The sequence below is a fragment of the Proteiniclasticum sediminis genome, from assembly GCF_018128025.1.
In the GTDB taxonomy this organism is placed as follows: domain Bacteria; phylum Bacillota; class Clostridia; order Clostridiales; family Clostridiaceae; genus Proteiniclasticum; species Proteiniclasticum sediminis.
The window spans coordinates 99,562-113,073 of the sequence record NZ_JAGSCS010000003.1; the positions used below are offsets into that span (position 1 = coordinate 99,562).

General features: G+C 52.9%; 14 protein-coding genes. All 14 read left to right on the top strand.

All coding sequences use genetic code 11. The features are described 5' to 3' along the window. The first annotated feature begins 113 nt into the window (after positions 1 to 113). Positions 114 to 1,364, top strand: coding sequence for an EF-P 5-aminopentanol modification-associated protein YfmF (gene yfmF / locus KCG48_RS03515; RefSeq protein ID WP_211799923.1), 1,251 nt, complete (start codon positions 114 to 116; stop codon positions 1,362 to 1,364). Beyond that, on the top strand, positions 1,351 to 2,625 hold the full coding sequence (gene yfmH, locus KCG48_RS03520; protein WP_211799924.1) for an EF-P 5-aminopentanol modification-associated protein YfmH: 1,275 nt from the start codon (positions 1,351 to 1,353) through the stop codon (positions 2,623 to 2,625). Before yfmF ends, yfmH begins: the two co-directional genes overlap by 14 nt. A gap of 296 nt (positions 2,626 to 2,921) precedes the next feature. Next, complete coding sequence (gene mraZ, locus KCG48_RS03525) at positions 2,922 to 3,350, top strand: division/cell wall cluster transcriptional repressor MraZ (protein WP_211799925.1); 429 nt, start codon at positions 2,922 to 2,924, stop codon at positions 3,348 to 3,350. A gap of 9 nt (positions 3,351 to 3,359) precedes the next feature. Beyond that, complete coding sequence (gene rsmH / locus KCG48_RS03530; protein ID WP_211799926.1) at positions 3,360 to 4,286, top strand: 16S rRNA (cytosine(1402)-N(4))-methyltransferase RsmH; 927 nt, start codon at positions 3,360 to 3,362, stop codon at positions 4,284 to 4,286. A 29-nt stretch (positions 4,287 to 4,315) separates the two neighbouring features. Further along, entirely contained in the window at positions 4,316 to 4,813 is a 498-nt protein-coding gene (locus tag KCG48_RS03535) for a hypothetical protein (RefSeq protein ID WP_211799927.1), read from the top strand. Positions 4,814 to 4,834: 21 nt separating this feature from the next. Then, positions 4,835 to 6,574, top strand: coding sequence for a peptidoglycan D,D-transpeptidase FtsI family protein (locus KCG48_RS03540; RefSeq protein WP_211799928.1), 1,740 nt, complete (start codon positions 4,835 to 4,837; stop codon positions 6,572 to 6,574). Between the two features lie 134 nt (positions 6,575 to 6,708). After that, on the top strand, positions 6,709 to 8,061 hold the full coding sequence (locus KCG48_RS03545) for a UDP-N-acetylmuramoyl-tripeptide--D-alanyl-D-alanine ligase (RefSeq protein WP_211799929.1): 1,353 nt from the start codon (positions 6,709 to 6,711) through the stop codon (positions 8,059 to 8,061). Further along, on the top strand, positions 8,054 to 9,001 hold the full coding sequence (mraY, locus tag KCG48_RS03550; protein WP_230976987.1) for a phospho-N-acetylmuramoyl-pentapeptide-transferase: 948 nt from the start codon (positions 8,054 to 8,056) through the stop codon (positions 8,999 to 9,001). Before KCG48_RS03545 ends, mraY begins: the two co-directional genes overlap by 8 nt. 9 nt (positions 9,002 to 9,010) lie before the next feature. Beyond that, positions 9,011 to 10,180, top strand: coding sequence for a putative lipid II flippase FtsW (gene ftsW / locus KCG48_RS03555; protein ID WP_211799931.1), 1,170 nt, complete (start codon positions 9,011 to 9,013; stop codon positions 10,178 to 10,180). A 36-nt stretch (positions 10,181 to 10,216) separates the two neighbouring features. Continuing rightward, positions 10,217 to 11,026, top strand: a complete 810-nt coding sequence (locus tag KCG48_RS03560) for a cell division protein FtsQ/DivIB (RefSeq protein ID WP_211799932.1) — start codon at positions 10,217 to 10,219, stop codon at positions 11,024 to 11,026. Positions 11,027 to 11,051: 25 nt separating this feature from the next. Next, entirely contained in the window at positions 11,052 to 11,771 is a 720-nt protein-coding gene (locus KCG48_RS03565) for a DUF881 domain-containing protein (RefSeq protein ID WP_211799933.1), read from the top strand. Next, positions 11,768 to 12,127, top strand: a complete 360-nt coding sequence (locus tag KCG48_RS03570) for a small basic family protein (protein ID WP_211799934.1) — start codon at positions 11,768 to 11,770, stop codon at positions 12,125 to 12,127. Before KCG48_RS03565 ends, KCG48_RS03570 begins: the two co-directional genes overlap by 4 nt. Beyond that, positions 12,111 to 12,830 (top strand): DUF881 domain-containing protein, encoded by a 720-nt coding sequence (locus KCG48_RS03575; RefSeq protein ID WP_211799935.1) that lies wholly within the window; start codon positions 12,111 to 12,113, stop codon positions 12,828 to 12,830. Before KCG48_RS03570 ends, KCG48_RS03575 begins: the two co-directional genes overlap by 17 nt. A gap of 17 nt (positions 12,831 to 12,847) precedes the next feature. Next, positions 12,848 to 13,510 (top strand): YggS family pyridoxal phosphate-dependent enzyme, encoded by a 663-nt coding sequence (locus KCG48_RS03580; protein WP_211799936.1) that lies wholly within the window; start codon positions 12,848 to 12,850, stop codon positions 13,508 to 13,510. Positions 13,511 to 13,512 lie beyond the last annotated feature (2 nt).

Below are 13,512 nucleotides of genomic sequence, written 5' to 3' on the forward strand. Positions count from 1 at the left end.
CCGTTGGGTTTCGGGACATATTTTTGGGTTTCGTGCTTTTTTAAGGAAGATGTGCTATTCTATTTTATACAACCGATTATACACGGGCAAATGACTCAGCCCATGGAGGGAACATGCGAAATATAGGAACCATTCAAACCAGCAAGTTTAAAAATAATGCCATCAGCCTTGTGATCCCTGTGGGGTTGGATGAAAATATCACTGGGTACAATGTGCTGGCCCAGGTGCTGAAAAGAGGGACCCGTTCCCTGCAGACCTCCTCGGAGATCTCCCGGCACCTTCAGGAGATGTACGGCGCCATCTTTGACATTGGCCTCAGCAAAGTAGGGGCAAAGCTCTTTGTGATCTTCTATGTGTCCTTCCTGGACAACCGGTACACCCTGTATCAGGAAGATCTCTGGGATCAGGCCATTGCCCTCCTGGAGGAGGTGCTCTACCACCCGCTCCTCGTGGACGGTCAGTTCAGACCGGAGATTGTGGAACAGGAAATCGCCAATCACAGACTCTACATCGAGTCCGTTTATGATGACAAGAGTCACTATTCCATGGAACGGGTTATGGAGCTAGGCCTTCATGACGTCTACCGCATTCCGGACCATGGCACCCTGGAGGAACTGGAGAAGGTGACCAATGCCGAACTGGTGGCCCTGTGGGAAGCGTTGAAGGAGAAAGAAGCCTTCTGCTACGCCACAGGTCATCTGGAAGAGGAAGCCCGAATTCTGGAAAAGCTGGAGCGGCTGCCGATCCTGAAAAACGGCACCGAGGTCCTGGATCCCCAGGAGGGGAGCCGGCGGGAGTTTAACCGGGAGACGGGGAATTTCTTTGAAACTTCCAAGGTGAATCAGGGAAAAGTCTCCCTGCTCTACAACACCAATGTGACCATTTTTAACGGAGACTATTTTGCTCTGGTGCTCTTTAACTCCATCTTCGGGGGAGGGGCTCATTCGAAGCTCTTCAATAAGATCCGGGAAAAGCATTCCCTGGCCTATTCCATTTATTCCTCCTTCGACAAGTATGCGGGAGTCATGACCATCGGCGCCGGAGTGGATACGGGAAACTTTGCCCGGGTGAAGTCTCTCATCGACCTGGAACTGGAGAACATGATCCAGGGAGAGTTCAGCGACGAGGAGCTTATGGTCGCCCGAACAAAGGTCATCAGCACCCTGAAGGCCATGGAGGATTCCATGTATAACCTGTCCAATTACCTCATTGCCCTTCGGGTCTTCGGGCTGGACATCACCGTGGAGGAAGTCATCGAGAACCTGATGCAGGTGACCAAGGAACGGATCATGGCCGTGGCCAAGAATGTGGAATACATTGCCGGACATTATCTGGGAGGAGAAGAACAACATGGAGAACTATAAATCCCTGGATTTTCTGGGGGAACAGATCTATGAGAGCACCATCAATACCCTGCGGACCTACTATATTCCCAAAAAGGGCTTTGCCAAATCCTATGCCATCTTAACGGCGGATTACGGCAGCGCCGATGTGGAGTTTTCGGTCAACGGTGGGAAGTCCTTCCGGAAATATCCGGAGGGCATCGCGCATTTTCTCGAGCATAAGGTCTTTGAGATGCCGGGGGGAGAGAATGTCTTCAACCGATTTACGGAAATGGGGGCCTCCGTCAATGCCTTCACCAATCATCATCAGACCTCTTACTATTTCAGCACCACGGACAACTTTGCCGAGAACCTGGCCTTGCTGCTCCAGATGGTGACCACGCCCTATCTGACACCGGAAAATGTGGAGAAGGAGAAGGGGATCATCGCGGAAGAAATCAAGATGTACGATGATCATCCCGGATTCCGGGGATTCATCGAAACGGTGAAGGCCCTCTACCAGGAGCACCCGGTACGGGAAGATATCGCCGGTTCCGTGGCGTCCATCTACAGCCTGACGCCCCAGGATCTTCTGGACTGCTATGATGCTTTCTATAACCCCCGGAATCTGATTCTGGTCCTGGTGGGAGATTTGGAGCCAGAGCAGTTTGAAGCCATCATCCGGGCCAACGTGAAACCGGGAAAACCCCAGGATCTGGTGAAGAAAACCTATGGGGAACCGCCCCATTCTGTGAAGAAAAGTTCCGTACTGGACATGGGGCTTCAGGTGCCCAACTACATCTACGGCTTCAAAGTGCCGGGAACGCCGTCCAATCTTCTGGAAGAGAGTCTCGTCGGATCACTTATGATGCGCCTGGTCTTTGGAGACACCTCCACCTTCTATGAGGAGAGTCTTCGCTCGGGGCTCATCAATGACAGCTTCTCCACGGAGATTTCCCTGGAGCCAGACCATGGCGAAATCTTCCTGGGCGGAGAGTCCCGGGAGCCGGAAAAGACCATGCAAGCCATCGAGGCTTATATTGATTCGGTGCTGGCCGATCCTCAGTTCTTCCCCCAGCGGGAAATGGACTTAATCCGCATCAAGAAAGCCATGACGGGATCCTTCATGAATCTCTTCAACTCCGTGGATGCCATCGGCAAGACCGTGACGGGGATGATTCTTCATGAGGAGGAACTCTTCAGCTACATCGACACGCTGAAAAAAATTCATATTTCTCAAGTGGAGACTAAATTTCGTGAACTTTTCCAAAAGGACCGCAGCACCCAGGTGATTATTCGCTAAGAAATCCAGAATCCTCATGGGGAGCCCTCTGGACGAAAAGGGTTGTCCTTCAGGGGAATGTTGCCTTTTCCGAGGATGAAGTGTCAAGTCAAAAATAAAGAAAATCGTTCACGGGTTCCGGCAGTAAATTCTGACAATGACGGAATATCTTGGCTTTCAATGCAAAAATAAATATAGAAAATTTGTGAATTTTATGGAAAAACCAAATATAGACCTTCAGGCTATTGAAGGTCTATATTTTTTTGTGTAAAATAAACATAAAAGTGGTAAAAAGTGGGGAAAAGTGGTGAAGAGCGATGCTGATCGGTGAATTTACCCATGGTGTGGATAAGAAAAACAGAATCATCATCCCTTCGAAGCTCAGGGACAACCTGGGCGACACTTTCATTGTCACCAAGGGGCTGGATGGATGTCTGTATATTTATCCGAAAGAAGAATGGCTGACCTTTGAGACGAAACTCAAGGCCCTGCCCCTGACGAACAAAGATGCCCGGGCTTTTGTCCGATTTTTCTTCTCTGGCGCCAATGAGATGGAACCGGATAAGATGGGCCGGGTACTGCTGCCGCAGTCGCTGATGGATTATGCCGGAATTGCCGAAGAAGTGGTGAGCATCGGAATGATGAACCGCGTGGAAATCTGGGCCAAGGAAAAGTGGTTGGCGTATAACGACAGCGAGATGGATATGGATGAAATCGCGGCGAAGATGAATGAATTGGGAATTTAGGTGAATGAAATGGAATTTAAACATGTTTCGGTCCTGCTGGAGGAATGCCTGGAAGCCCTGAACATCAAGGAAGGCGGAATCTATGTGGACTGTACCCTTGGCGGGGCAGGCCATACCCGGGAAATATTGAAACGATTGAAAAATGGAAGACTTATCGGCATCGATCAGGATCAGGATGCCTTAAGCAATGCCAGGGTCCTGTTGAAGGACTATGACAATGTGACGCTGGTCCACTCGAACTTCGAGTCCATCAAAGGGATTCTCGCTGAAACTGCTCCGTCAGGAGTAGACGGGATCCTGATGGACTTGGGGGTTTCCTCCTACCAGCTGGATGAGGGGGAACGGGGATTTTCCTACATGAAGGATGCACCACTGGATATGCGGATGAACCGGGAAGAGGCTCTTTCCGCCTATGAAGTGGTCAACAGCTACAGCCTGGAAGAACTCACCCGAATCATTCGAGATTACGGCGAAGAGAAGTTTGCCAAAAGAATTGCCCAGTTCATCCTGAAGGCCCGGGAAGGGAAGCCCGTGGAAACGACAGGAGAGCTGGTGGAAATCATCAAGGCGGCCATCCCGGCAAAAGCCCGGCGAGAAGGTCCGCATCCGGCCAAAAGGACATTTCAGGCCATCCGCATTGAAGTTAACCGGGAACTGTCCATCCTCCACCAGACGGTGCTGGATGCCGTGGAAGCATTGAAGCCAGAGGGAAGACTGGCCATCATCACCTTCCATTCCCTGGAAGACCGCATCGTGAAAAATACATACCGCGAGCTGATGGATCCCTGTACCTGTCCCAAGAACATGCCGTGTATCTGCGGCAAAGTGCCCACCGTGAAGGTGCTGACCAAGAAACCCATTGTACCTGGCGATACAGAGATAGACGAGAACCCCAGGTCAAGGAGCGCAAAGCTCAGAGTTCTCGAGAAGTTATAGGATTAGGGGATTAGAAAGGTGTGATGATGATGGCACTGCCAAGAGTCCAGTACGGAAGTACTGTTCTGAATCCTGGCTATGCGCAGGAGGATCCAAGGATCCAGCGCCAGGAGGAAAAGCGAGAACGGGAGACCCAAAAGGAATATACCCGCAGAACAGCCATGCGGAACAACAGGATCCGCAAGAGTGTCATGATGACAATTCTCTTCATGGCTGTGGCTTCTTTTATCACGATTTATCGTGGCGGAATGATTTACAGCATGCAGAATCAGTATGTTTCCATGCAGTCCGAAACCAAAACCCTAAACAAGGAAAATGAAGATCTTCGCGCCCAGCTGATCAAGGCCTCCTCCATCAACGACATCGTGGCGAAGTCCCAGGCCATGGCGCTGGTGTCGGTGAGCCAGGACAGCGTGATCCGGGTGGATCTGTCCAAGAACAACTTCAAGAGTGAGGAAGCGGTGACGGCAAAAGCTAGCCTTCCCCAGAAGATTCTCGCTTATCTGAATCTGCAGATCTTCAACTAGAACCGCGGTCTGAGGTGTTTTATGAAGTATAACAAAAGATACCGGCTGATGATTTCCCTGGTGGTGCTCCTGTTTGTTCTTCTTATGGGACGCCTGTACTATGTCACCGTCATCGCCAAGGAAGATATCTATGCCAAAGCGCAGAATCAGATCTCCAAAGAAATCATCCTGCCGGCTCGCCGCGGGGACATTCTAGACCGCAACGGAGCGGTGCTGGCCTCCACTACGGAAGCCTACCGTCTGGATGCGGATTTGGTGACCTTCCGGAAGCTTTTAAGCTCCAAGGGGAAGACGGCAGAAAGTTATGCCGAGCTCATTGCAAAGGCCCTGGGGAGCGATCCGGCCGCCGTATTGGCAAAGCTCACCGCGGACCATAACAGCATCATCATTCAGCGGAAGATCGAAAAGGAAACCATCGACAGGGTACGAACCCTCATCGATGAGGAAGACATCAATTTCCTCCTCATCGGCTATGACAATATCCGCTATTATCCCAATGGCAGTTATCTTTCCCATGTGCTGGGCAGCGTCAATGTGGACGGTTCCGGCGTCATGGGGCTGGAATATTACTATAATGAAACCCTCAAGGGAATCAGCGGGCTGAAGATTGCGGAAATGGACAAAAAAAACCGTGAACTGCCCTATGCGCCCGTGGTGGAGACCAAAGCCGTCAACGGCAATGATCTCGTCCTTTCCATCGATGAACGGATCCAATATTTCATCGAGAATCTTGCCGAGAAGGCCATGGCTGATTTTGAAGCCAAGAGTATCAGCATTCTCGTGTCGGATCCCAAAACCGGAGGAATCTTAGGCATGGTGAATCTGCCGGACTTTGATCCCAACAATCCCTGGCAGGATCGCACCCAGGAAGAGTTTGACCAGCTGACCCGCAATCGTGCGGTGAACGATGCTTACGAACCGGGTTCCACCTTTAAGATTGTGACCTTCTCCGCCGCCCTGGAAGAGGGGCTGGTGGATGAGGATGACCATTTCTTCTGCCCCGGCTACATCTATGTGGACGGCGTGCGAATCAACTGCATCAAGCGGGATGGCCATAAGGACCAAACCCTGGGCGAAGTCCTGAAGAATTCCTGCAACGTGGGCACCATCCTCATTGCCCAGAAGCTGGGGAAAGAAACCTTCAATGCCTATGTGAAGCTGTACATGTTCGGCCAGAAAACGGGGATTGATCTTCCCGGAGAAAGCACGGGCATCGTCTTTAAGACGGAGAACATGAAGAACGTGGATCTGGCCACATCCTCCATCGGCCAGGCTAACACCGTGACCCCCCTCCAGATGCTCAATGCCTTGAACACCATCGCCAGCGGCGGCGTCATGAATCATCTGCATCTGGTGGATGAGTCGGTGCTTCGGGACAAGGATGAGGTGGTGGCCCAGGAGAATCTGGGGATGAAAGACGGTACCCGAATTATTTCGGAGAGTACTTCTGCCCGGATGCTGGAGCTCATGTATCAGGCCATTGGCGCCAATGAGCGACACCAAGCTTATATTGCCGATATTCCCGTTTTTGGGAAAACCGGTACAGCGCAGAAAATCGTCCAGCTGGAAGATGGCACCATGGGGTATTCCGATGAGGAATTTATCTCCTCCTTCTTGGGCGGAGCTCCCTATACCGATCCCAAAGTCACCGTGCTGGTGGTAGTGGACAGTCCCAAAGGCGTTGTATTTGGCAGCGTGGTGGCGGCCCCGATCTTCAAGGAAATCATTCTGGAAGTCGATCAATACTTGAATTTGGAATGAGCCTTCCGGAAATAGCATGTGATTTCACATGCTATTTTAGTATAAGTTCAGAAATTCTCCGGACAAATTATGGTATATTTTAAGATGGAATTTATCACCTCGCCCGAGGCGAGGGAAGAAAATGAGGGATCAGGATGAGAAGCATCAATGTGATGGAAATCGTGGAAAAACTAGGCGCACAGCTGTACGGCGACCCAGGGGCAGCCTTTGACAGTGTAGTCATCGATACCCGGAAAGTCGTTTCCGGCAGTTTGTACATCGGCTTTAAGGGTGAGCGGGTGGACGGAAATACCCTTTATCCCCAGGCCTTTGCCCAAGGGGCCACCGTATGCCTGGTGGAAAATGTCCCCGTGGGGGAGATTCCTAAAGGGTGTGCACTCCTTCTGGTGAAGAGCACTTATCGGGCCATATTGGACTTGGCCTATTTCTACCGAAAGAGCCTTCCCCTGAAGATCATCGGCATCACGGGATCCACGGGTAAAACCTCCACCAAGGATATCCTCCATGGCATGCTGTCGAAGAAGTTCCGTGTGTTCAAGACCAGCGGAAACTTCAACAATGAAATCGGCCTTCCGCTCATGATCCTCTCCCTGGATGAGTCCTATGACTATGCGATCCTGGAGATGGGCATGAGTGCCCCTTTGGAAATTCATAATCTGGCCCGGGTAGCCCAGCCGGATATTGCCGTCATTACGAACATCGGGATTTCCCATATCGAGTTTTTGGGCTCCCAGGAGAATATCCTCCGGGCCAAGATGGAGATCACGGACTTTTTCCGCCGGGACAGCCTCCTGGTCCTCAACGGTGACGATGAGTACCTGAGCACCGTCAAGGATAAGCCCTACACCATCCTCCGGGGCGGACTCCAAAATGGCGATTATGTGGCGCGAAATCTGCAGCTTCAAAAAGCTGCGGTGAGCTTCACCGTGAACAAGGGAAAAGAAACCATCACCATGGATATCCCCGGGAAGCACAATATTCATAACGGCATCCTCTGCTATATTGTGGCGAAGTCCCTGGGCATGACCGATGCCGAGCTTCATGAGATCCATGTGGAAAAAAGCAAAATGCGAATGGATCTTTTGGACCTTCACCGTCTCACGGTCATTAATGACTGTTACAACGCCAATCCCGACTCCATGAAATCGGCCTTGGATTATCTCTCCACCCTGGAGGGAAGAAAAGTGGCCATCCTGGGGACCATGCGGGAGCTGGGGGATGAATCCCTGGAAGCCCACCAGATGGTGGCTCGCTTTGCCAAGGAAAAGCAGATCGATACGGTGATGGTGGTGGGGGAATACGACAAAGCCATGATGGAGATTCTGGGCGAAAACGCCCTGGGCTTTGCCACCTTTGAAGAGGCAGCGGCGAAGCTCCATGAGGTGCTGAAACCCCAGGATACGGTGCTGCTGAAAGCATCTCGAGGCATGGCCTTTGAACGGTTCCTGCCCATTCTGGAAGAATTTGGAGGTGGACGTCATGAATAGTCCTTTCCTGCCTTTGCTGCTGGCGCTCATTCTGGCCGCCACCTCAGGCTCCACCATCATCAAAAAGCTGAAGGAGTTCAAGTTTGGCCAAAATGTCCGGACCGATGGACCCCAGAGCCATTTGTCCAAGCAGGGGATTCCCTCCATGGGCGGCCTGATTTTTCTGCTGTCCTCCTCCTTTGTGGCCATCCTCATGTCCGGATTCAGCCTCACCGTCATACTCATGGTGCTGGTCATGCTGAGTTTTGGGCTCATCGGGTTTTTGGACGACTACCTCAAGGTAAAGAAGAAATCCTCCGATGGCCTCAGCGCCAAACAGAAAATGCTGCTTCTCCTTCTTTTCGGTCTTTTGGCCGGGGGAGTTCTCTATGGCCAACTGGAGCTCAGCGCCCTGAAGATTCCTTTCACCTCCTGGTCCTGGGAACTGGGCATTTTCTACATTCCCTTTGTGGTGATCTTCTTCGCCGCGGTGACCAATGCGGTGAATCTCACCGATGGGATCGATGGGCTGTCCTCCTCCGTGACCATCGCTGCCTTGCTCTTCTTTGCCCTGGTGGCGGCACGAAACGGCCAAAAGGATATCCTCGTCTTTGCCATGGCCCTCATGGGCGGCCTGGGGGGTTTTCTCTTCTTCAACTTCTATCCGGCCAAGGTCTTCATGGGAGACACCGGATCTCTGGCCCTGGGCGGGGCCTTGGGAATTCTGGCGCTGCTGACCCAGACGGAGCTTTTCCTCCTTCTTGTAGGCATTGTCTACGTGGTGGAAACCTTGTCGGTGATCCTGCAGGTGGCCTGGTTCAAACGCACGGGTAAACGGATCTTCAGGATGGCGCCCATTCATCATCACTTTGAAGCATTGGGATGGAAAGAAACGAAAATCGTGGCGGTATTCACAGGAATCACCCTCTTCATGGTGGCAGTGTCTTACTTCCTTTCCTAGGAGGCTAACATGGTACAGACAAAAGAAAAGGCGGTCCGGAATACAAAACCTTCTTCCCGGCGAAAGAGCCGGCGAAAATACCAGGAAGCGGACTTTATGCTGCTGGCGGTTACCGCAGCGTTGGTTCTCTTTGGACTGCTCATGGTGTACAGTGCCTCCAGCTACGAAAATGTGGTGAAGGGCTTTGCCGCCTATAAAGATGTCATCAAGCAGGGGATCTTTGCCCTGGCGGGCCTGGCGGTCATGATCTTCATCTTCAGCAATGTGGACTATCACCGGTATACCCTACAGCTGACCAAGTACGGGGTGGTGGTGATCCTCATCCTCAATGTGGCGGTGATTCTCTTTGATCCCACTAAGGGCGCCAGCCGCTGGATCAAGTTTGGCGGAATCTCCTTTCAGCCGTCGGAACTGGCCAAGTTCATCGTGGTGCTCTACGCCGCCAATATGCTGAAACGAATGGAAACCTACCGCCGAAGACCCTGGAAGCCCGTGATGAAGGTGTTTCTGGTGGCGGGGCTCTTTGCCGGAGTCATCGTGCTCCTCCAGAGCAATCTCTCCATTGGTGCCATCGTCCTCATCTCCGCCTTCGTGCTGATCTTCCTTTCCGGAGCCTCCCTACTCCATGTGGGATTTCTCGCGGCCCTGGGCTTTGCCGGACTCCTCATGGCGTTGCTCTTTGAACCCTATCGGATGGCCCGCCTCATGAGCTTCATGAAGCCCTTTGAGGATGCCCAGGGGGACGGGCACCAGCTGGTCCAGTCCCTGTACGCCCTCACCGGCGGCGGATTCTTTGGCCGGGGGCTCGGCATGTCCCGGATGAAAGCCTTCTGGCTTCCCGAGGCCCACAATGACTTCATCTTTGCCGTGGTGGTGGAAGAACTGGGTTTCCTCGGCGGATTCATCCTGATTCTTCTCATTCTGCTTCTCATCTTTTCGGGAATCCGCATCGCCATGAAGGCCCAGGATACCTTTGGACGGCTCCTGGCCATGGGGATCACCACCGTCTTTGCTCTGCAGTCCCTGATCAACATCGCGGTGGTCATCGGCGCATTTCCCGTCACCGGGGTCACCTTGCCCTTCATCAGCGCCGGGGGGACCTCCCTCATGGTCAATCTCGCCGCCGTGGGAATCCTGCTCAATATTTCCCGGCAGAAAGCACCGGCTAAAACCGCCTAAGTCGCGGAAATCATCCGAGCAAAAGGAGGTGTTCCCATGGGACTTCAGGAAATTCAGGAACGGCTTAAAAAGAAAAAACGAAAAAGACGGCGCAGGATCCTGACGATGCTTCTTCTCCTTCTGCTCACGGGGGCGGGGATCTTCTTCCTGAAATCGCCGATGTTTCAGCTTCAGTCCGTGACCATCGTGGGACCGGAGAAAATCCCGGAAGGGGTCCTGACGGCAGAAGTCAATGCCCTGGTGGGGCAGAACATCCTCTTGGCCGATCTGGATCCGGTGAAAGCGGTCTTGGAAAGCCAAGCCTACTTTGACCAGCTGCGAGTGGAGCGCAAGTTTCCCCAGGGGATGGTCCTCGTCATCACGGAGCGCAAGGCGGAAGTGAATTACCTTCTGGGCGGAATCAACAGTCTCCTCACCCGGGAAGGGATCCTTCTGGAGGTGGGGGCGAATCGGCTGGAAGAAGGGCTGACGCTGCTGGATGAAAAGGAGCTGCCGCCTCTTGGCCAGTATCTCTATGCCGATGATCCCGAGAAAGCCAAGCTCCTCGCTTCCTTCCGGGATCTCCAGGAACGCAACGTCAGCACCGTGGCTTTCCAGGATCTGGATCTTCGGGATCTGCGCAATCTGAAAACCCATTTTGGGAATCTGGAAATCCGGCTGGGATATCCCGATTCCCTCCAGGAGAAGCTCAATGCCGCCATCAACATCATCGAAGGCGCTGCGCTTCAGGGAATCACCGGGTACATCGATCTGGCGGATCTGAAGAGTCCTGTGGTCTTTGATGAGCAGCGTGTACTCACTCCCGCAGAGACGCCTTCGGAACCCCTAGAGACGCCCCAGAACTGAACCGAGTCAGAAGAAGAGGATTACTATGAAAAAGAAAACCACCCAGTTCGTCATTGCCCTTGTTTTCGTTATTTTGGGATTCCTGCTGGCCTACCAGTACAAGCAGCTGAAGGATCCCGTGCGGAAGCTCACCGTTCAGGAAACGGAGGATCTTCTCCATGAGATTGAGCTGATCCAGAAGGAAAAGGAGAATCTGAAAACCGAAAACAGCAAGCTGCAGGAAGATCTGAAATCCTACGAGGAGGGCATGGCCTCGGAAAGCGCCATTAACCGGACGCTGAAGGAAGAGCTGGACAAGACACGGCTGATCCTGGGACTGGTGGATGTCAAGGGCCCCGGTCTCGTCATCACCCTTTCGCCCACGGATCCGGTGCTGAATCCCGGAACCTTCGAGTATCTGACGGATCTGGAGCTGGTCTACATCATCAATGAGCTGAAGTTCGCCGGCGCGGAAGCCATCAGCATCAATGATCAGCGTCTTTCGCTCCAGGCAGGGATCAAATCCAGTGCCAACAACAGCTACATCCTGCTGTCGGATTTCAAAATCTCCCCCAAGGAAGCCATCACCATCAAAGCCATCGGGGATAAAAACAAGCTCTACAGCGCCATGAGCTTCAACGGCGCCATGGACTACAACGCCCTGATCTTCTACGATATCCGCTTCCAGCCGGAAAATGAGCTGATTCTTCAAAAGATCGGAAATCCCCTGTCCACATCCTTTATCACCGAGGAGGAAACACCATGATTGTGATAATGGGTCTCTTGCTGGGCCTGGTCCTGGGCCTGGTGCTGGATATTCGGATTCCGGACATCTACTCCACCTATCTCACCGTGGCGATCTTAGCCTGCCTGGACTCCGTGCTGGGAGCCTTGAAGGCCTACCTGGGGAAAACCTTTGACAACCTGGTCTTCATCTCCGGATTCTTCGGCAATGCGGTCATCGCCGTGATGCTGACGTACTTAGGCGACAAACTGGGTCTCCCCATGTATCTGGCAGCGGTGGTGGTCTTTGGAGGACGCCTCTTCAACAACTTTGCGGTGATCCGCCGGCTCCTTTTGGAGCGATGGGTGAAGAGGAGAAGCCATGAACCTGTGGAGTAAACTTGGCGTTTTCCTTGGGGCGGTGCTCCTGGGCACCGGGCTGGCCATGACCTTCCATATTGCCCTGGGAAGCGACAGTCTCCTCCTGGTTCAGGCGGACTATGCCGATGCCGAAGCCTATAAGGAATGGCTTCTCCAGGAGCTTTCCGAAGAGCAGCGGATTCAGAAGGATCTCCAGGCCAAACTCACCGCCATTGAAGAAAGCAGCAAAACCAGCACCGGCACCCGCATAGCCATGGAGGAAGAGCTTCAGCGCAACCGCAGCCTTTTGGGCTATGCGCCTCTGGAGGGCCCTGGAATTCGCATCGAGCTCCAGGACGGACTTCCCAAGGAAGGGGAAACAGAAGGTTCCATCGACAGCTGGCTGAGGATCATTCATAATGAAGATATGCTGAAACTGATCAACGAACTGAAGCTCAGCGGAGCGGAAGCATTAGCCATCAATGGCGAGCGAATCACCGCCACGTCCGAGATCTACTGCAGCTGGGCCTTCATCTCCATCAATGGAAAGAATCTTCCCGCCCCCTTTGTGCTTCAGGTGGTGGGGGATCCCGCCGGCCTTGCGGCCTACGGCGAAATGGAGTTCAGTCAGCTTCGGATCATGCGCAATCGCGGAATATCCGTGAAAGTGACGGAGCAGCATCGCTTGAAGCTGGAAGGCTCGGTACCGCCGATACACCCGGAGTATCTTCAGGAAAATTAAGAAAAGGGAGGTGTCCTATGCAAGACATCCAAGATCATCTGCGGGAAATTCAGCAGGAACTTCCCCCCCACGTTCAGCTCATCGCCGTTTCGAAAACCCGAACACCAGAAGAGATTCTGGAGGCTTATACCGCGGGAATCCGGGACTTCGGGGAAAACAAGGTGCAGGAGCTGGTGGAGAAATATGAGGCTTTGCCCAAGGATATCCGGTGGCACTTCATCGGGTCCCTCCAGACCAATAAGGTTCGAAAGCTGATGGGGAAAACCTTCCTCATCCAGTCCCTGGACCGGTGGAACCTGGCCTTGGAACTGGAAAAGCGGGCAGGGGACGCCGAGCTCGTCCTGGATGTTCTCCTGGAGGTGAACATCGGGGAGGAGCCCCAGAAGGGGGGCATCATCCCTTCCGATCTTCCGGACTTCATCGAAAAGATCAAGACACTGAAGCATCTTCGGGTACGAGGCCTCATGGCCATCATTCCCCAGGGGAGCGAAGCCGAAAACCGGGTTCACTTCCAGAACATGAACGCCTGGTTTGAGAAACTGAAAAACGAGGAAAGTGAGAGGTTTACCATGGAGATTCTCAGCATGGGGATGTCCATGGACTATAAAACCGCGGTGGAGGAAGGTTCCACCATGATTCGAGTTGGTACAAGCATTTTTGGTCAGCGAAACAACGCATAAGG